The organism is Micromonospora sp. NPDC005413 (genome assembly GCF_040606435.1).
Taxonomy (GTDB): domain Bacteria; phylum Actinomycetota; class Actinomycetes; order Mycobacteriales; family Micromonosporaceae; genus Micromonospora.
Map to the genome: position 1 here is coordinate 1 of NZ_JBEXEV010000025.1, position 18,496 is coordinate 18,496.

Consider the following 18,496-nt stretch of genomic DNA (forward strand, 5'->3'; position numbering starts at 1 on the left):
CGCAACCAGCACGCCCGACCAAAAACCGGATATGCCACCAACTCCAAGATCCGCCACCCGGATTACCCGTTCAAGGCTGCATGACGAGGCACTAGATCGTCGCCTTGCTGCTCGCCTCGCGTCGGGTCACCTGCTGCGTCGGTCGTCAGGGGCTCCTGCAGGTCGGCGATACCGAGTTGGTGAAGCGCCTCCCGCATCGTCGCGTCGGACACGGTGTCGCCGGTGAGGGTGACAGCGACGAGCGCCCACCGGAACGACCCGGCATCGTCGCCCGGTCCCTCAGCGAGCGGGGTGAGCAGTTCCACGGCCCGTCGCACACTGGCCAACGCCGCGGAGTAGCGGGTCAGGGCGGCGAGTCGGTGAGCCCGCAGGTGCAGAGCCAGGGCGAGTAGCGCGGACGTCTCCGGCGAGGCGGCGGCCACCGCGGCTTCGCCGGCCGCGACGGCCAGGTCGATCTGCTCCAGCGCGGCCTCACGGTCGCCGGCATCGGCCAATCGGCGCCCGTACGCGATGTGCAACCGGGCCCGCTCGACCGGGTCCGGGTCCCGGGTCAGACGGTCAGCGGCGAGGTGAGCCACCAGCTCGCGCGCCACGTTGTCGAAGTTGACGTGACGTCCGGGCGGCAGGAAGGGTTCGATCCGGGCCAGAAGCTCGACGTCCACGTCCGGCAGGTCGATGATCTTCGCGAGCACCGCCCCGCCGGCAGCGGTGGCGAGCGCCGGATCGTCTCGCAGGGCCGGCAGGAGCACTGCGGCGGCCACATGCGGCCAGCCGGCGGCCACCTCGGCGAGCACCGTGAGCGCGCCAGCCCGGACCCGGGCCGCCTGCGCGGTGGGCATGCCCGCACCGCGCAGCAACGCGCGGACGACGCCGACCGCCCACGGCTTCGGAGCGAACGACGACCACCGGTGACCGGGAATTGCCAGCGCCAGGTACGCCTCCCCGAGCCGGTCGGGCTGCAACGGCTCCAACACCCACCCGGCGTTCCGGGGCGGATAGCAGGTCGAGTGGTCGGCCAGGAGTTGGGCCACCCTGCCCAGCTCGCTCAGTCCTACGAGCGGCGGGGAACAACCATGGCGGCGGCGCCGAGTGCCCCGGCCTCAGGGCCGCAGGCGGCGAGGCGAATCTCCGGCGGGTCCACCACGGTGCTGAGTGACCTCACGTTGCGCACTGCACGACGGATCGGTTGGAGCAGCAGGTCGCCCGCCCCGGCCGCCACGCCACCCCCGATTACGACGACGTCGGGGTCAAGCGCCGCGCTTAGCTGGGCGATGCCACGGCCGAGTGCGATACCGGCCGACTCCAGCGCGCTTAGTGCCGCGGGATCGCCCTGGCGAGCCGCCGCCACCGCATCCTGCGCGTTGGTCGTCCCCGCGGATCGCGCGATCGCCAGCCCGCTCGCGTAGCACTCCAGGCAGCCTCGCCCGCCGCAGACGCATGCTGGTCCCTGGTCGTCGAGACTCATGTGGCCTAGCTCTCCCGCGAGGCCATGGCCACCTGCTAGCACGCGGCCGTCGATGACGACACCGCCACCGACGCCGGTCCCGACCGACAACATTATGGACAGACGACTGCCTCGGGCCGCTCCGAAGCGAGCCTCGCCCACCGCAGCGGCGTTACCGTCATTCTCCAGAATGACCGGTACACCGAGCCGCGCGGTTACCGCCTCACCGAGCCGGACGTCACAGAGGCCGAGGTTGACCGCGATGGTCACGGTCGAGCGGTCCGCAGTCAACCAGGCCGCGACGGCGAGGCCGACCGCAGTGACCTCTTGATCGGCGGCGCACTGCAACACAGCCGCGGCGACGAGGTCGACGACCTCCACCTCACCTCGCGCGTGGTGAGTGTCGTAGCACCGTTGCTGCACCGCGCCATCGGGCGTGATCGCGACGGTCAGGACCTTCGTCCCACCGAGGTCGACACCCACGACCACTGGCACGGTCTAAGCCGCCCGGGCCCTTGAGTGCGAGGCCTTGTCGAGAGTCGCACCACGACGGACGGTCGGGCTTGCCCGCCAGAGGAGATGCGCGCGGCCTGCGCTGTCCATCATCCTGTTATACCGGATCCACCGACATTTGAAAGCCCTGCGATCCGTGGTTCTGTCCACCGGGCCGAACGTCCAACTTCTTGGATCGACCTGGACGGACCGTCGACACTCATGTACGCATAGTGGACGCTGGGTGCACACGCACACTTGCGGTATGATCGGCGAGGGAGCAGAGAGTGACCGACCTGGTATCGCGCATCGGATTGGCCGAGGTGCTCGGCGAACTGCGTGACCAGCTCACCCAGGCGCAGGCGCTTGCGATGGGCCGAAGCATGCGGTTCGAGATCCAGGAGGCCGAACTCGAGTTTACTGTCGCGGTCAGCAAGGAAACCAAGCCGGGCGCGAAGGTCAAGATCGATGTCGTCGCCATCGGTGGATTCGAGGCGGGCACCGACGCCACGATTGGAAACAGTACGACCCATCGAATCACACTCAAGCTTGGCGTGGTGGAAGAGCTAACCGGGCAGCGGGCTAAGGTCGCCGAAAGCCGCCAAGAGTCCTGGAATGAATAGTGGAAGCACGTCATCTGGCTGACATCCGCGCCGGCACGGTGGATAAGATGCGCAAAGCGGGCTCGGGATACCGAATCGGGCGCACCCTCGTCCTCACCGCCGACCACGTCGTCACCGATGACGATGGGATAGCCCTCGAACGGATCGAGGTCCGCCTGGGCCACCCCGCGTACGCGTTACCGATCCGCTTCCAGGCGCGACGGGTGTGGTCTGCAACCGACGGTCGGGACGTCGCCTTGTTACGGATCGAACCGGGCCCCAGCGGTCCGCCTCTCCCGCCCTATTCCGGCCGACCGGCGCCCTGGGGACGGCTGACTGGAAATCGTCGCGTGCCTTACACCGGACTCGGCTATCCTACCTTCGCACCACATGAGCAGGATGCCCGCGTCGTCGAGCAGCTCTCAGGCGGCCTAAACCCGCTGTCGGTCAGTCCCGACGGCATCCTGGCAATTGACCAAGATGCGTTTCCCGGATCGAATTCCCGACATCCGGGTGACCGGCGCCGGTGGGCGGGAGTATCGGGAGCAGCCGTCTTCGCAATCGGCGTCGGCGTAGACATGCTCATCGGCGTCGTGGTGGAAGACGACGACCTGTTCGATAATCGGCGCCTGCGGGTACGTGCGGCTACCTCGTTCTGCGAGGATGACGAATTCGCGCTTCATTTGCTCGAGGACGGCCAGCCCGTCCCCCTGGCCCGGCCGGTCGTGCTGCACGAGCAGGACGGGAGCATGGCCAGTGCGACGGTTCCCCGCCAGCTTCCAGCGGACATCCCAGGTCTATTTGTCGGGCGGGATTCGGAACTTTCCACGCTCTCCGACCTTCTCGGCACGACCATCGACGATGCGGACGTTGTCGCGATCTCCGCAATCGGCGGAACCGCCGGCATCGGTAAGAGCGCCCTTGCCATCCGGTGGTCACACCTGAGCAGCGAGGACTTTCCGGACGGCCAGCTGTACGTGAATCTGCGAGGCTTCGATCCGAGCAGCGATCCCCTGACACCGGAGGCGGTGATCCGAAGCTTTCTCGATGCATTCGGCCTTTCACCGGACCGGATCCCGTCCAGCCCCGAGGCGCAGGCGGCGCTCTACCGCACACTGTTGAGTGGACGGAAGATGCTGCTGTTACTTGACAACGCGCGCAACGTGGATCACGTGCGCCCACTGCTGCCCGGATCGCGTACCTGCAAGGTGCTGATCACGAGCCGGGACAATCTAGTCGGCCTCGTGCCGATGGGTGCACGTCTCATCGCACTGGACGTGCTTAGTGTCGCAGAGGCGACCGCTCTGCTGGCCCGGGCCGTCGGCGCGGAGCGCACCGAGATGGAACCAGACGTCGTAGCAGAGATCATCGAGTATTGTGGCCGGCTGCCGCTAGCCCTTGCGGTGGTCGCCGCGCGGGCGACGGAGCGGCCGACGTTCGCGCTGCGTCTGCTCGCCGACGAGCTGCGCGACACGCGCGCGCGGCTGGACGCGCTGGAGATCGGAGACTCGTCAACTAGCGTCCGTTCCGTCTTCTCCTGGTCCGACGGAGTTCTTTCCAACCGTGCCGCATTGATGTTCCGCCTGCTGGCGCTCGCGCCTGGCGTCGACATCGGCCTGAACGGCGCCGCCAGCATCGCCGGATTCGACCTAGCTCAAGCCCGAGCAGCCCTCAGTGAGCTGACGCGCGCTCATTTAATCAACGAAATCCAGCCTGGCCGTTATTCCTTTCACGATCTCCTACGTGCGTACGCAGTAGAGACGGCCGAGCGGGATACCGTACCCGGTCAGCGTGTCGAGGCACGCAAACGAATCCTCGACTTCTACCTGCACACCGCGTTTCGCGCCGAACGCCTTCTGTACCCACAGCGGGACACCATCACGCCGGAACCTGCAGCCGCGGGGGTCAGCCTGCTCGAATTTGAGGATTATTCGCAGGGGATGAACTGGTTCCGGCAAGAACACGCCAACCTGCGCGACGCCGTTCACCAAGCGGCGGCTCTGGGACGCGACAACCACGTCTGGCAGCTCGCATGGTGCATGAGCACCTTCCTCGACCGTCAGGTGAGGTGGAGCGATTACGCCGAAACGCAGCAGGCCGCGCTGGATGCCGCGCTCAGGCTAGATAGTCTTGCCATTCAGGCGCTGACACACCGGCTGCTGGCCACCGCGTACACCTTTCTCGGCGAACATCAAATTGCAGACCGCCACCTTCACTCCGCGCTGTCGCTCTTCATCGACGCCGAGGATGTTCCCGGCCAGGCCCGGACATACTTCAACATCGCCATGTCGCACGAAAAGCAAGGCCAGTTTGCAGAAGCGGCGGAGAACGCCGCGAGGTCGATTCTGATGTACCGATCCGCGGGCCATGCCATGGGGGCGGCACGCGTGCTCAGTTGGCTCGGCTGGTATCAGGCGTTGGACGGGCAACTGGACCATGCGCTGGTTTCCTGCGAGCAGGCGCTGGCTGCGCTGCGTGACCTGGGCAACCGGTGGGAGGAGGCACACGCATACCATCACCTCGGGTACGCACATCATCATCTCGGCAGGCCGGAGGCGGCCACAGAGTTTTACGAACTCGGGGCCAGGCTATTCAAAGATCTCAACGATTCGTACCACCGTGCCCGCGTCCTCATCGATCTCGGCGACGCTCACCTAGCGCGCGGCAACGACACCGCGGCCGCGCTTGCCTGGCACCGGTCGGCGGACATCCTCACCGAGCTCGGGCACCCCGATCTCGGAAAGGTCACCATTCGGATCGGTCGCCTGAACGTTGCGGCTGGTCAGCCGCGCAACTGAGCCGTGCCGTATCGCCCGTCGATCCGCCAGCCGATGTCTTCGGCGGCCAATTGCGAGACCCGCGCGGCCTCCACCCCAACGACCACCTCCGACTTGTGGACGCGCAGGGCCGCGACCGGGCTCGGGAAGTACGAGGTGACCTTCGCAAATTCGATGTCCGGCGGCCAATGACAGTCGCCCACGAGCCGACGATAGTTGAGGTCACCCTTCAGCACGGTCAGGTCTGCGTCGGCGTACTCCCCAATCAGATCCTCCGGCAAATGGTGGAAGGACTGGGGAGAACAGAAAAACCAGTGTGCTGTGATGGTCAGCCGTCCGTCTCGGATGGCCCTAATGAGCCGGCGCCCCACCGCGCCGGCCGGCTCCGGAGGCTGCACTAGCACACGCAGGCAGGTCATCACGTCGGCGGGCACTGCATCCGACACGAAGTGGGGGTATGGCTTGACCTGCAGCGTCACATGGGACGCCAGGTAGTGGCGGAGCAGATGATCAACGAGCGCCAAGTCGGCGAGCAACTCCCGCCCGGCGTTGTCGGCCACGATGCAAATCTGCCCAGGTGCGCCGACATGCAGCAGGTCACAAATCGCACTCGTGTGGTCGACTACGAGCCGGGCGGAGGTGCCGCCCCATCCGGAAACCGCCGCCATTCCCATCCGGAAGCCGAGGTCCAGCTGATTGCCCCACAGCGTCGCCAGAAGCAGCGCCAACGTGCCTTCGGACGCGGGTAGGCGTGTCAACTCCGCCAGCGCCTGCAAGTCGTCGGCCAGGACCGTGCCGCCGAGATCCGCCTCTTTGATCGGCGTGAACGGATCGATGTGATACCAGGTCCCGGGATCGAAGAAGGCCACCGCCTCCAACACTCGACGATGGAAGTAGCTTTCCGCCCACAGCGAAGGAGCGTCCGGCCACGGGAGGCCGTAGCAGCTTGCTCCCCAGGCGTCCCAGGCGGCCCGGTCGTGTGCGTTGTCCGGCAGGTTACCGATCGGACGGTCGACTAGCTCTCGGCACAGCGTCGCGAGCCGGTCCCGAATTGACGGTGGATAGGGATGCAGCTTGATTAGGTGCTCGATCAGCACGGGGTGACGCCGGTGCAGCACCTCCCAGGCAAAGGAGCCCTCAACGTTGGCGAGGATCGCCGGTGCCGCCGGTGTCGTGAAAGCTGCCCTTTCGGGCAGCGGGGAGGGTATCTGCACGAGTTGTCTCCCTACCGGTCAGCGGTCGAACCCTTCCCGCCTCGAACGACCGAGATCGCGAATCCCGAGCTGCCCGGATGCGGGAGGGCACGGACGGTGATGTCTACTATGCTAATCGGCGGCAGGGCATGATAGGCAGATGTCAATGACAGGTGAAGGTTGACGTCGTGCGCCCGCCTCTCCAGCCGATCGGCCGAGCGCAACGGCTCCCGGCCTCGCATGCTCAGGAGGAACGCCTTCTCTCCGGGAGCATGACGCATGTGCAGAACAACATCGTCCCGCTGGGGCTACGGATTTCCGGCCAGGTCCGAGCCAACAGCGTGGGACTGGCTCTCGACCGGCTTGTTGCTCGACATGACGCCCTACGGCTCACGTTCTCGGTGGACAGCAGGGGTGCGCGACTCCACGTCGCGGAAACGCCCGCTTTCGGTCTCGTCGTGCGGTCGGTCGAGCGGATCGCGCCCGCGGAACGCTTCGCCGCCGGGCTCGCCCTACTGGCCCGTGATGCGAGCGATTCGTTCGACATCATCGCTGGCCCGCTCGTGCGCGCGATCATCGTCCGGATGTCCGACACCGATCACCTACTCGGCCTGACGGTCGACCATATGCTCGCAGACGGCCGCTCCTGCGAGATCGTGTTACGGGACCTCTTCGCCCTGCTTTGCGAGGCACAGGCTGGCAATTCCGCAGAGCTGCCCGCGTTGCCGGTGCAGTTCCCCGATTGGACTATCTGGGAACGCCGCTATCTTGAGGGACCGGCTCGGCAGCGCCTCGCCGAATACTGGCGGGCCGCGCTCGCGGGTACCACTGCCCTGCCCGCCTCCGGTCTGCGGGACCCAGCGGCCGACCGGGAGTCCGTAGGGGTTGAGGCGAAGCGGATCACGCTGGACGGCGTCCTGTGGACCCGACTGTCCGCTGTGGCGGCAGACCTCAAGACCTCCCCGTTTACCGCTCTCTCAGCAGTACTCAAGGCGACGGTCTATCGGCGTCGACGCCTTCGGCAGCCCGACGATGTCGCCGCCGACGTAACCGTGTTCGGCGCGCTGGCCAACCGGGCGGTCCAAGCTTTGGACGACGTGGCCGGCTACTTCGCGAACTCGGCAGTGTTGCGGACCGATGTATCCGGCGACCCGACACTCGAGGAACTCATCCAACGGGAGGGCCGGATGCTCTTCGCCGCCATGGCGCACGAGGAGCTACCGCACCCGCTGGTGGCCATGGAGGTGAGTCCGGAACTCTACGGCATCCGGTACCGGCCCGGGGTAGAGATACCGGAGTATCTAAACTTCGACATGCCGCGCTCCCGCCCCCCGGCGCTGTTTTCCAGCCGCGGCCTCCGCGCCGAAGCTGTAAGAGTTCCGGTCGTGGAACTGCCACGCAGCGGTCTGCGGTTGATTGCCCATCCGCTGTCCGATGGCGTCCAGATCGAGGCCCGTTACCGCACAGACCACTTCACCGAGACATGGATGGAGTCCTTTCTGGCCGCCTACCGCCGCCTGCTCAGCGTGTGGCCGGAGGCGCCCGGCGCTCGCCTGTCCCAGGTCACACTGGAATAGGCGCACCTGATCGAGCACCCGTCAGGCCAGCGCATCGAGGATCTTCTCGACCTCTGCGCGCACCGCCCCGCCAGCTGTTCGATGCACCCGCCGCTGGTCGGGTTCCCTCAGGTCACAGTCCTCCCATGCGCGGCGAGCCGCTGTGCACCAGGCCACACGCAACTGTGGTCCGACGTTGAGTTTTCGGACGCCGGCCCCTGCAAGCGTTGCCAGCTGCCCCGGCGCTAAAAAGTCGCAGCCGTGTACCGCGACCGGCACGGGCGAGGACCGGGCCAGTTTTTGAACCCGGGCGTGGTCGACCGGGGGTTTGTCGCGACCGAACCCGTGCAGCGTTCCCAAGTGGGGGGCTACAACCTGACAGCCGGTCTCCGCAACGTACTGCCGTAGGTAGCCCGGCGATGTCAAAGCCGACCGATCCTCCCGGCCCGCTGCCGTGTCCGGGATCGGCGTAGGTGCAGCCTCCACCAGGCACCGGCTCCCGCGCAGGAGCGCCGTGAGCCGGGCGACCCAGGCGATGTTGTCCTCGACGGCGAGATGCGAATAGTCGGCCATGACCAGGTCGAACTTCAGCTCGGCGGCTTGCAGCATCGTAGCCTCGTCCGCACAGTGGTCGAGTTGGATGAAGAGATGCTGCGACGTTCGGCGCCGGTGGAAATTGAAGATCTCGAAGAGAAACTCAAGCCCTCCGAAGGCGATCGCTGTAGTAGAGATCATCAGGATTCCGGGGCGGCCCCTTGCCTCCAGCGCGTCAACGACGGCGGCCAAGTCGAACTGATCGTTGAAGTTGAATGCCGGAATCGCCGGGCCCTCGCGGAGCTGCAACTGAAGGTCCACCCGCGCTCCTCATCGACTAGAATCGAAGATCACCGGATAGCCTACCTAGCAACGTGGCAGCCGAATGTCGTGATATTGACAGACGACAGTTGTCTGGACAGCTGAAGGGGTCATAGAATCACCGTACGATGAGCTTCGGCTGCAGATCCTCATCCCGCAACCCTTCGCACCCCCGACGAAGCGGACAGGGAACATGGACGATGCATCATTCTTCCAATCGATCATCGGTCTACTCGGTGAAATCAACGACGACGCCAGTGCGGTCGCCGCACTGAACGATCCTGTCACCGGTCCGGAGATCAATCTGTTCGACGCCGGCTTACTGCGATCGCTAACCGTGGTCCGACTACTCCGTGCGATGGAGGAGTATTTCAACGTGCAGGTGCCGGTCGAGCAGTACGGCATGGAGGCGTTCTTCACCCTCCGGAGCATCCGACGGATGATGGAACCGCTCCTCGTCGCCGAGGGTCGGGTCGGCGTGACGTGATCGGAGTTCTCGACTTCGCCGACGAGATCTTCCAAACAAATCCCTGGCCGCTGTACGCTCACTACGTCGCACGGGACTCAGTGGCCTGGTCACCGCAAATGAACTGCTACTTCGTGTTCGGGTATCCGAACGTCCGGGCGGCGCTCAACTCGCCGGCGTTCACCACGGCCAACCCGTTTCGGCGCACACGGACAGCGATCGGCCTCTCCGCGCTCGATACCGACGGCGACATGCACAGCCGGATGCGCAGCGCGTTCCTGCCCGCTTTTCGGCCCGCAGCGGTAGCGGACTATGCAACGAGCCTCGTCCTCCCGGCAGTACGGCACCTTCTCGACGACGTGCTCGGCTCGACTGAACCGGGCTGGCTACCGGAGGTCGCCGCGCGCCTACCGGTTAGCGTAGCCGCAGCGATCGTGGGGCTGCCTGCCGACGCACACACGTTCCTGCGGCGGACCATGCGACCACTTGTAGTGTTCATCGACCACGGCCCCGTCGAGTACGCGACGGTCGTCGCCCGACGCGACGAACTGAAGGCGTATCTGCGCGCGGCGATGTCCCGTTCGACGCACACCAGGAGCCTGATTCACCTGCTCGGTGCCGGCGGCTTGTCCGAACCAGAGATCGTCGAGAACGCGCTACTCGCGATCGTCGCCGCCACTGAGACCACAACATCGGCAATAACCAATGTGGCTGCGCGGATATTCGGACAGCCTCAACTGTTCGATCTGCTCCGCCATGTGCCGGAGCTGATCCCTGCGGCCGTCGCCGAGACTCTTCGCCACGAACCGCCGCTACACGTGACACTCCGTTTCACCACGACTGAGGTCAGCATGGGCGAGCACAGACTTCCGGCCGGTTCGCCGGTGCAGGTCTGTCTGGCTAGCGCCAACCGTGATCCGTCCGCGTATCCAGATCCGGACGTCTGGGATTTGCACCGACGGGGCCGCGCTCCTCTGACCTTCGGCGCCGGACCGCACCATTGTCTCGGCTCCGGCCTTGCGCAGGTGGAGATCGAGACGCTAATCCACGAACTGGTGCGCCGCTTCGAGTCCCTACGGGTCCTGTCTCCGGCGACTCCGCGACCACGTGGACGTACCTTCCGCAGCGTCCCCGATCTTGTCCTCGGCTGAAACGGAGGCACCGGCGCGTGTGGGTCTTAGGCATCAACTGGGAATGGCACGACAGCGCCGCAGCCCTCATCGACGGAGATGGACGGGTCTGGGCATGTGTGGAGGAGGAACGGCTGACCCGCGTGAAACACGCATGGAACACGTTCCCATCTCGCGCGGTCGGGGTCTGCCTATCCAGCGCAGGAATCGCCTGGCAGGATCTCGATGTGGTGGCCGTCGGCTGGGATCAACCACATAACCGCCGTTGGTACTATCCCGCCCGCGACCGGGAACGCCTGCTCCAGAACCTGTTCGGCGATTCAGTCGGCGACCGGGCGAAGCCGGAGGTGGTTTTTGTCGAGCACCACCTCGCACACGCCTCGTCCGCTTTCTACGCGTCAGGATTCGACGAGGCCGGAGTTCTCGTCGTCGATGGTAGCGGTGAGTTCTACTCCACCTCGATTTACACAATGACCCGAAGCGCAGCACCACGGGCAATGCGTCACTGGCCCCGCGGCTTCTCCCTCGGTGCTCTCTACGAAGCGACCACCAGGATGTTGGGATTCGGTGAACTCGACTCCGGCAAGACGATGGGCTTGGCGTCCTACCGGGATTCGTCGAACGTCGAGCCACTGCCGCTGGGCGACCTGCTCGGCGACGAGCGACCATTCTTCGCCATGCACGACGCAACCCGATACAAGACCTTCGTCGAGGCATGGATGGGCTACCTGGCCGGGTCTCATGAACCGGTCACGCGGCCGCTTGCCCTGCTACACGAGGACCATGCCGCGATTGCCCTTGCGTCGCGCGCCCAGCAGACGGTCGAGGAGGCAATCTCAACGCTGCACGCCGAGACGGTCCGGCTTAGTGGGTACCAGCAGGTCTGCCTGGCGGGCGGGGTGGCACTCAACTGCGTGGCGAATGGACATCTGCCCGAGCCCGTCTTCATCCCGCCATTCCCGCACGACGCGGGGGTCGCGCTGGGAGCGGCATGGTCGGTTTGCCCACCCGGCAACACGGGCGTGCCGATCTCGCCTTATCTCGGCAGTGAGCTGTCGTCGGTATCGGTGATCCAGCTGCGAGACGCTGGCCTAACGGTGCGTCCCTACTCGCCGGAGGCCGTGATCCGGCTACTGAATCAGCAAAAGATCGGCGCCGTTGCCGAGGGGCGCGCGGAGGTGGGCCCCGGGCTCTGGGGCACCGCTCCATTATCGCGCTGCCCACTGACGAGAACCAGCGTGACGTCATCAACGCGCGCAAGGGACGGGAGCCATGGCGCCCGCTGGCGCCGGTCACCCTGCCGTCGTATGCCTCAGCGCTCTGGGCCGACCAGGGAAACCGCGGGCGGTACATGGTAGGCAACGCCCTCGTATCCGATCACGGCCGACGCGTCATGCCCGCTACTGTGCATATCGATGGCAGCACTCGGCCCCAGGTGCTGCATCCCGGCTCGGCACCGGTTCTCGACAACCTACTCGCCGCTCTCCGCGAGAGCGGAATGCCACCCGTCCTGGTGAACACGTCGTTGAACTCTCGGGGACAGCCGATCGCTGACTCCGTTGACGACGTGATGGCAGCCTTCAAGGCGGTCCACCTCGACTTTGCCGTCATCAACGATCTCATCGTCGAGTGCGACAGTGACTCGCCCACGTAGTCATGATCCGAGGGGGGGACCCGGCCATGCCGTCGGGTCCGTACCGTAGCGACAGACAAAGGCGTAGGTGAAGCGTTCGAGCCCGAAGCCCACGCAGGCGGTGTGGGCTTGTTGCCCGTCCGCAAGCTCGATGCCGAACGCTTCAGAAAACGTCGTACCGTGCAAATTGAAGGAGCCTGCCGCCACCGTCCGCCCGCCGGCCACTGGCAGGTGCAGCTCGTACTTCAGGTGCAGCAGCCGCTGGGAGGTGGCCCGATCGGCGGTCCCAGCATCACCGAAGAATGGATCGTTGGCCACCTCGACGTGGCCGCCCAATCCTAGCTTCTCCACCACCTCCAGAGTGGCGTTTAGGAATGCACGGCGCTGAGCGACTACCCAATCCCGGGGGCCGACAAAAACGGTCTCTCGGATCGTGAAGTCCCAAAGCCGCTCCAGACCTCTGCGGTACCGCGACTCGTGGCGGAACGACTTGCCCCGCGCCGTGTAGACAGCGGTCGCGCCCGGTCTCAACCGGGACCCTCGCAGTTGGTGGTAGACGTGGAAACACATCGTGGGAGGCAGGACGTAGCCGGAGTGCCGGCTGTGCTCCTGGATCGCCCCGGCCAAATCGCCGCCCACGTCCAGTTCTGTCAGGAACTTTCGGTATGACGAGCTGTCCGCGTGTAGTCGGCTGACCGACATAAGGAACTGCGGGAAGGACGTTGGATAACCAGTTCGGCGGATGGCATCGGTGCTGATTAGGGTCGGATATCGATACTCCAGCGCAGAGAATCGACTTAGTGCGACTTCGCTCAGTCGCGCGTCGATATGGGACATCGCGGCAACAAACGGGGGCCCTAGCGCATACTGCCCCTCGCCAGCCTCGAGTACCACGCCTTGGTTCACCAACCTCTCAAATGTGTCTTCTACTACCGCCCCAGGATTGGGGGAGCGCCAGATCAAGGTTTGCTCCGCAGGTCGCGTTCGGAGGATCTCTGTACGCATCAGCTGATTGACGCGCTCGGCCAGGTCAGCGGCGTCCACGGCGGCACTGGTGCGGATCGATACTGCAACGATCTGGTCACCAGACCGCCGAACCACAAAATCCTCGATCTCCTCGGACAGGAAAAAGATCCTCCGGGTTACCTCATCGAGGTACGTCGAAGCGATAGTCTCGGCCAACGGCACGTCGTACTGAGGCATCCTGGACTCCCTCGTCGCAGGTACGAGGTCGCGAGCCAGCCGTCGGTCGCGACCTAGGGCGAAGGGAGAGACGGCCGGTACCGTTCGGTGCGAACGCTACCAGTCCCCCTGCTGGATACGCCGCGGCGTCATTGAGCGGGACGGTCCAGGCAGGTGGGTGCGGGTTTCCAGAATGTTGTCGCGTGCGCTGAGTTGGGTCATTATGGTGTTCGCCCGAGACCACTTCGCTGCGCACCCCCGCAGGTCCGTTGGTCTAGGGCCTGCGAATGGCTGCGAGCCTTGATCTGTTGCGGCTAAGTCCGTGTCCATCTTTGACTGTTCGCGCAAGTTCCCCGACGTCCGGGCAACCACCGAGCGAGGACTTCCCGGCGACCAGGCTCACCGCCCACGGCGTGATCCATCCGCCGCGTTGACCAGCACGCGGGGCGAGCGACGCCACTGCGCGACCGACGCCGTGACCAGCAGCCGAAGCAGCCCGATGCCCTTGAACCGGCGGACCGCGCGGACGGATTCGTCGTACGGCACACCGGTGGGGCGGTCGACGGCCTCGGACAGCGTCACGTGCCGAGCCTGAGCGGAGCGTGGCGTTGCTGAGCCGCGAGGGAGACACAACGCCAGACGCTCAAACTTTAGGTGCGGAGTAGGTGAATTCCTTGCCGCCGCGCTCGGCGACCCCACGCCGCCGGACGAGCGCTCTTGCCGCGACGAGGCGTTTGAGTCGGTTATTCGCATTGGGGGCGCTGATGCCCAGCTGTTCGGCGACCGTCGTCGCGGTGAACGTTCCCAGTGTCCTGGCGAGCTTGAAGGTGTCCGAGAGAACTTCCGACGCCGCGAGCAGCACAAGGTCATCACCGAGTCGCTCCAGTGCGAGAAGTTCGCGGCGTTCGAAGGCGATGACGATCGTTTCGCGGGTGTCGTTGTTGAGTCCGGTGACGAGCACGGAGGTCGGCCCGTCGTCCTGCGTGGCGAGGGTGGAGTAGTACTTGCGGAGGAACTCGTCGGTGAAGCTGACGGTCATCGCCTCCACGTTGGTGAAGTCGATGACGAGAAGGCTGGTGCCAGGCGGGATGTGGTCTTCTAGGTCGTGAAGCACTTTCCTGCCGCGTTCCCTGGTTGACAGGAACGCCCGGTGTTGTCCGACGTCGTAGGTGACGGTCGTAGCGGGATCCGGTTTCACCTGACTGATTGAAACACGTTACGGCCCGTTACGGAACTCGGACGCGGAGCCAGGCCCAGGTGCCGTGCACCGGTTCGGCGACGCGGCTGCAGATCGAGGTGGGTTCCGAGCGGAGCTTCGCGGTGGCGACGGCGTCTCCGCTGCGGAGCATGAGTTCACCTCCCTTGTTGCCGCCTAGGATGGCCTGCCGCCACAGATTCGGTAGTCCGTGGCCTCGCCCTTCGGCGCGTCTAATGCCGCCGTTCAGCGCTAGCTCGAGAGCCGGGGGTCCTTCCAGATCCTGGTTGGTGGCGTCGGAAAGGACCTTTTGGATCCCGGCGCCGGAGTCGCAGACGGCGAACTCGAACCCAGGTGTGCGGCTCAGGGTGCCGCTGTAGAGCTGGGCGGCGGTGAAGGCGCCGGTCTTGCTGAGGCCGTGTGTGGTGGCGTTGCTGAGCAGCTCGGCGAGGCTGCGGAAGGCCGCCCTTCCCGCGTCCGGTCCAAGCTGCGCCTTTACCAATTGGCCGAGTGTCTCGCTGACGTCGTCGATGTTGGTAGGCGTGACCTTGGCAACCTCGAGGAGTTTGTCGGAGTGGTCGCGCCGCCCCTGGGGTGGGACTGACCCGTCGATCTCGGCGAAGGGCTTGAGTAGCTCCACAACGTTCATCCGCACGAGATATGACGCGATCTTCGGATCGTGAGGAACGAGCAGGTGGACGTCGCGGCCGTCGGCAGCGGCGACGGTCCCCATCGAGACGATGGCGGCGAGCTCAAGCGGGCTGACCCACTGCAGTCCTCGCGCGTCGAGCACCAGGTTCCCCGTGTCGCCGTGAAAGTCAGCCCTCAGCTCTCGGCGTCGGAGGGGGTTCCGGCCGGCCAACTCGATACGCACACACCAAGCATGACAGCTGGAACGGGGCCTGCACGCCCTCGGGACGCCGAAGTGGACCAGAGGCCGCTTCGGGGGGTTGCGCCGGACGCGATCACCTGTTTCACTGGTCTCAGTGAAACCGAAAATCTCGGGGACGGCTGGTGCCCTACCGGCGGACTCCGAGACCGCGGAGCCCGTCGACACGGCCCCGCTGACGCAGAGGAGCAAACGTGAGGATCCACAAGTTCACGGCCGGCGAGGCCGTCGCCCAGACCCGCGAGGTCGAGCCCGATGTGCGGCTCGGTGACCTTCTCGTCATCGAGGAGGACGAGAAGGTGTTCGCGGTCGACGACGAGGCCGAGCTCGACGTGACCGTGACGGTCGAGGCGGCTCTGGCCGGGCGGCCGGGTCACCTGGCTACTTCGGCTTGCCGCCAGATCACGGTGACGGTCGGGTACGCCGGAGCCGACAAGGTGGTCAAGGTGCACCCGGCGATCCGGCTGCGTCAGGTCCGCAAGCGGGCGATCGCGGCGTTCGGAATCAGCCAGGCCGCCGCGGCCGATCTGGTCCTGCGGCTCCCTAACGAGACTGAGGACCTGGACCTGAACACGCCCGTCACCACCATCGTTCCGAGGCATACCTGCAGCGCTATGGTCGACCTGGTCCACACGGTCCGGCCGCAGGGATGAGCACGGCGTCCGAGCCCGGCGTCGACCCGAACCTGCGACGTCTGCGCCGGCATCTGTCGGCCGCCGACGTCGAGGCCGGTGTCGACGCCGGGTCCTGGCGCATCGTCGACCTCACCTGGCCGTTCCTGACGGTGGCCATCGCGGTCGGCGAGGACGCGGAGCTGGGCATGCGACTCAACGTCCAGGACTACCCGCTCCAGGCGCCGGCGGGGCAGCCCTGGAACGTCAGCGCGGACACACCGCTGCCCATGTCCGAGTGGCCGGTCTCCAGCCGCGACCCGGAGATCTTCCGCCCGGAGTGGTCGCCGTCGAACAACAACGCGCCGTACCTGGCCTGCGACCGAGCCGGGATCACGAGTCATTCGAACTGGGCCACCGAACGCCCGGAGCGGTCCTGGAACGTGAACCGCACGATCGGGTTCTACCTGCGGGAACTGCATCGGGAGCTGTCCTGCGCGACGATGCCTCAGAGAGGGTTTGCCCGGTGACCGCCCGTCTGACGATCGCACCGGACCTGTTCGACGTCCTGCTCGCCGGGCTGGCCGAGCGGGGGCAGGGACACCGCGAGAGCGGCGCGTTCCTGCTCACCGACCGGTCCCACCCCGAGAACGAGCTGCCCCAGCCGGTCACCGCGATCGTGTTCTACGACGACCTCGATCCGGACTGCCTCACCGGGCGGATCGACTTCCACGCCGCCGGCTACACCAGGCTTCAGGACCTCTGCCGTCGTGACGGGCTGCGCGTGGTCGGCGACATCCACACCCACCCGGCCCACCGCGTTCAGCAGAGCCGCGTTGACGCTGCGCACCCCATGGTCGCCCGGGACGGCCACGTCGCGCTGATCGCCCCGCACTTCGCGGCTGGCGTCACCGACGTGTCCCCGCTCGGGGTCCACCTGCGTGTGAACGGCGACTGGGCGTCCTTCTACGGAGAACAAGCCGGCGAGCTCCTGCTCGTGCCCGAACGGCACATGGCCGCTGAACACAGACCGTGGTGGCGCCGGCTGCTGCCCCGCTTCCGCCGTCGGCAAATTCAGGAGAGACGATGACCATCCCGATCACCGACACCTTCAACCGCACCGCCCTGCTGGCAGTGCACGAGGGAACCCAGGCGACCGTCAACGCCGCGCTCGACGCGCACGTCGCGACGGGAATGGCCATCGTCGCGGACAGCGTGGCCTCGGACGTGCGCGTCCAGGCCGCGCTGTGCACGGCCGTCGCGACGGCGGTCCGCGCGTTCGGCCAGGTCATCGTGATCGCCGACGGCAAGGTGCCACTGACCGCCGGGCCGCACTGCGGGCACACCATCGTGCAGATGACCGGCCGAGAAGGTGCCCGGCACGCCGAGGACCTGACCGACGTCCCGGCTGACTGGCCCGTGCTGTACCTCGGGGACGCTGCGCTTCCGGCGCCCGCAGGCGGCGTCCGGCTCCGGGCCAGGTGGAGCGGTTGGACCGCTCACGTCCACCCGGCCGACACGGGGACCGGCCACGCCGTCGAGGGCAACGTGCTGGCCGCGATCGCCGCCGGGGCCCTCGGTGTGCACGAGGCCTTCGGCGCCCTTCGCAACCGCCCGGGCAGTGACGCCGGCTGGCGCACCATCACCGTCAACCTCTGGCAGCCGGGGACCAACGCCGACGGGCCCGAGCTAACTCACGCACCGGCGGCTTGGTGGATCGTCGGCCTCGGTCACCTCGGCCAGGCCTACGCCTGGGTGATGTCCTGGCTCGCCTACCTCGACCCGTCCCGGGTAGAGGTGGTCCTGCAGGACACCCAGCGCGTCGTGGATGCCAACCACAGCACCGGGCTTCTCACCCCCGTGAAGCCAGAACCGGTCCGCAAGACCCGTCTGGCCGCGGCGGTCCTCGAGCGGGCCGGTTACGACGTCGTCATCCTCGACCGGCGGCTTGATCACACCAGCCGCGTCCAGGACGAGGAGCACCATGTCGCGCTGCTCGGCGTCGACAGTCTCGACGCTCGCAGGCTCATTTCCGGAGTCGGCTGGAAGCTCGCCATAGACGCCGGACTCGGCGTCGGACCGGCCGACTTCAACGCCCTGCTCCTGCGCCGATTCCCCGGTGAGGTCCCCAGCGAGGAGGTCCGCAGCTGGAAGGAGGGCGTTTCGCAGCAACGACGTGCCCCCACGGCCGCCCTCGCCGACCTTGAGCGACGCGATCCCTGCGGATCGGTACAACTCGCCGGGACCGCCGTCGGCGCCGCCTTCGTCGGCGCCGTCACCGCATGTCTCGGAGTCGCTCAAGGCGCCCGCGCCGCCCTATCGGGAGACGGCTTCGACGTGATCAACCTGCACCTGCAGTCCAACGACGTCGATCTCGCACCGGCAACCTGCGATGTCAATGTGTTCGGGGGCCGCCTCTTGCCCATGAGTGACCGGTGACCGGCCATCTCCGGGACGGCGGCGGGAGAAGG

The 18,496-nt window shown here is 66.3% G+C and carries 18 protein-coding genes and 1 pseudogene; 11 read left to right on the forward strand and 8 right to left on the reverse strand.

Features of this window, described 5'->3' with window-relative positions:
• Positions 1-62: 62 nt before the first annotated feature.
• Both ABZS37_RS22995 and ABZS37_RS23000 read right to left on the reverse strand, forming a co-directional pair.
• On the reverse strand, positions 63-1,031 hold the full coding sequence (locus tag ABZS37_RS22995; RefSeq protein ID WP_355171994.1) for a hypothetical protein: 969 nt from the start codon (positions 1,029-1,031) through the stop codon (positions 63-65).
• Between the two features lie 20 nt (positions 1,032-1,051).
• Positions 1,052-1,927: an ROK family protein gene (locus ABZS37_RS23000; protein WP_355171996.1), complete on the reverse strand. Its 876-nt coding sequence runs from the start codon at positions 1,925-1,927 to the stop codon at positions 1,052-1,054.
• A 296-nt stretch (positions 1,928-2,223) separates the two neighbouring features.
• On the opposite strand from ABZS37_RS23000, the gene ABZS37_RS23005 reads away from it, so the two are divergent.
• Positions 2,224-2,559: a trypco2 family protein gene (locus tag ABZS37_RS23005; protein WP_355171998.1), complete on the forward strand. Its 336-nt coding sequence runs from the start codon at positions 2,224-2,226 to the stop codon at positions 2,557-2,559.
• Complete coding sequence (locus ABZS37_RS23010) at positions 2,559-5,336, forward strand: tetratricopeptide repeat protein (protein ID WP_355172000.1); 2,778 nt, start codon at positions 2,559-2,561, stop codon at positions 5,334-5,336. Before ABZS37_RS23005 ends, ABZS37_RS23010 begins: the two co-directional genes overlap by 1 nt.
• On the opposite strand, the gene ABZS37_RS23015 is transcribed toward ABZS37_RS23010, so the two are convergent.
• Positions 5,321-6,529 carry a damage-control phosphatase ARMT1 family protein gene (locus ABZS37_RS23015; protein WP_355172002.1) on the reverse strand — a complete coding sequence of 403 codons (1,209 nt, stop codon included), beginning with the start codon at positions 6,527-6,529 and terminating at the stop codon, positions 5,321-5,323. The genes ABZS37_RS23010 and ABZS37_RS23015 overlap by 16 nt on opposite strands.
• Before the next feature lie 167 nt (positions 6,530-6,696).
• Between ABZS37_RS23015 and ABZS37_RS23020 the strand changes: the two genes are divergently transcribed.
• A complete protein-coding gene (locus tag ABZS37_RS23020) occupies positions 6,697-8,085 on the forward strand; it encodes a condensation domain-containing protein (RefSeq protein WP_355172136.1) in 1,389 nt (462 codons plus the stop codon).
• Between the two features lie 21 nt (positions 8,086-8,106).
• Here the strand turns inward: ABZS37_RS23020 and ABZS37_RS23025 are convergent, their stop codons facing one another.
• Positions 8,107-8,919: a class II fructose-bisphosphate aldolase gene (locus tag ABZS37_RS23025; protein WP_355172004.1), complete on the reverse strand. Its 813-nt coding sequence runs from the start codon at positions 8,917-8,919 to the stop codon at positions 8,107-8,109.
• Positions 8,920-9,112: 193 nt separating this feature from the next.
• Here ABZS37_RS23025 and ABZS37_RS23030 point away from each other — a divergent pair, with 193 nt between their 5' ends.
• The 4 genes and pseudogenes from ABZS37_RS23030 (at position 9,113) to ABZS37_RS23045 (ending at position 12,169) form a co-directional block, all read left to right on the forward strand.
• Positions 9,113-9,406: a phosphopantetheine-binding protein gene (locus ABZS37_RS23030; RefSeq protein ID WP_355172006.1), complete on the forward strand. Its 294-nt coding sequence runs from the start codon at positions 9,113-9,115 to the stop codon at positions 9,404-9,406.
• On the forward strand, positions 9,403-10,536 hold the full coding sequence (locus ABZS37_RS23035) for a cytochrome P450 (RefSeq protein WP_355172008.1): 1,134 nt from the start codon (positions 9,403-9,405) through the stop codon (positions 10,534-10,536). Before ABZS37_RS23030 ends, ABZS37_RS23035 begins: the two co-directional genes overlap by 4 nt.
• Positions 10,537-10,553: 17 nt before the next feature.
• Positions 10,554-11,495, forward strand: a pseudogene (locus ABZS37_RS23040) (carbamoyltransferase N-terminal domain-containing protein); the annotation flags it as partial.
• Positions 11,496-11,731: 236 nt separating this feature from the next.
• Complete coding sequence (locus tag ABZS37_RS23045) at positions 11,732-12,169, forward strand: carbamoyltransferase C-terminal domain-containing protein (RefSeq protein ID WP_355172138.1); 438 nt, start codon at positions 11,732-11,734, stop codon at positions 12,167-12,169.
• On the opposite strand, the gene ABZS37_RS23050 is transcribed toward ABZS37_RS23045, so the two are convergent.
• The 4 genes from ABZS37_RS23050 to ABZS37_RS23065 all read right to left on the reverse strand — a co-directional run bounded on the left by ABZS37_RS23050 (position 12,170) and on the right by ABZS37_RS23065 (position 15,399).
• The gene (locus ABZS37_RS23050) at positions 12,170-13,351 is read right to left on the reverse strand and encodes a hypothetical protein (protein ID WP_355172010.1); all 1,182 of its coding nucleotides are present in this window, start codon (positions 13,349-13,351) and stop codon (positions 12,170-12,172) included.
• A 378-nt stretch (positions 13,352-13,729) separates the two neighbouring features.
• Positions 13,730-13,912 carry a hypothetical protein gene (locus ABZS37_RS23055; RefSeq protein WP_355172012.1) on the reverse strand — a complete coding sequence of 61 codons (183 nt, stop codon included), beginning with the start codon at positions 13,910-13,912 and terminating at the stop codon, positions 13,730-13,732.
• A gap of 61 nt (positions 13,913-13,973) precedes the next feature.
• Positions 13,974-14,528: a hypothetical protein gene (locus tag ABZS37_RS23060; RefSeq protein WP_355172014.1), complete on the reverse strand. Its 555-nt coding sequence runs from the start codon at positions 14,526-14,528 to the stop codon at positions 13,974-13,976.
• 28 nt (positions 14,529-14,556) lie between these two features.
• Positions 14,557-15,399, reverse strand: coding sequence for a hypothetical protein (locus ABZS37_RS23065; RefSeq protein WP_355172016.1), 843 nt, complete (start codon positions 15,397-15,399; stop codon positions 14,557-14,559).
• 209 nt (positions 15,400-15,608) lie between these two features.
• Here ABZS37_RS23065 and ABZS37_RS23070 point away from each other — a divergent pair, with 209 nt between their 5' ends.
• The 4 genes from ABZS37_RS23070 to ABZS37_RS23085 are packed head-to-tail and all read left to right on the forward strand — an operon-like array spanning position 15,609 to position 18,464.
• On the forward strand, positions 15,609-16,067 hold the full coding sequence (locus ABZS37_RS23070) for a hypothetical protein (protein WP_355172018.1): 459 nt from the start codon (positions 15,609-15,611) through the stop codon (positions 16,065-16,067).
• Positions 16,064-16,555 (forward strand): hypothetical protein, encoded by a 492-nt coding sequence (locus ABZS37_RS23075; RefSeq protein ID WP_355172020.1) that lies wholly within the window; start codon positions 16,064-16,066, stop codon positions 16,553-16,555. Before ABZS37_RS23070 ends, ABZS37_RS23075 begins: the two co-directional genes overlap by 4 nt.
• Entirely contained in the window at positions 16,552-17,115 is a 564-nt protein-coding gene (locus ABZS37_RS23080; protein WP_355172022.1) for a hypothetical protein, read from the forward strand. Before ABZS37_RS23075 ends, ABZS37_RS23080 begins: the two co-directional genes overlap by 4 nt.
• Entirely contained in the window at positions 17,112-18,464 is a 1,353-nt protein-coding gene (locus ABZS37_RS23085; RefSeq protein WP_355172024.1) for a hypothetical protein, read from the forward strand. Before ABZS37_RS23080 ends, ABZS37_RS23085 begins: the two co-directional genes overlap by 4 nt.
• The last annotated feature ends 32 nt before the right edge of the window (positions 18,465-18,496 follow it).

What these genes read in the sequence shown, in the direction of transcription:
- ABZS37_RS23085 (WP_355172024.1), top strand. Translation starts at nt 17,112, where the DNA reads ATGACCATCCCGATCACCGACACCTTCAACCGCACCGCCCTGCTGGCA.
- ABZS37_RS23050 (WP_355172010.1), bottom strand. Translation starts at nt 13,351, where the DNA reads ATGCCTCAGTACGACGTGCCGTTGGCCGAGACTATCGCTTCGACGTAC.
- ABZS37_RS23075 (WP_355172020.1), top strand. Translation starts at nt 16,064, where the DNA reads ATGAGCACGGCGTCCGAGCCCGGCGTCGACCCGAACCTGCGACGTCTG.
- ABZS37_RS23030 (WP_355172006.1), top strand. Translation starts at nt 9,113, where the DNA reads ATGGACGATGCATCATTCTTCCAATCGATCATCGGTCTACTCGGTGAA.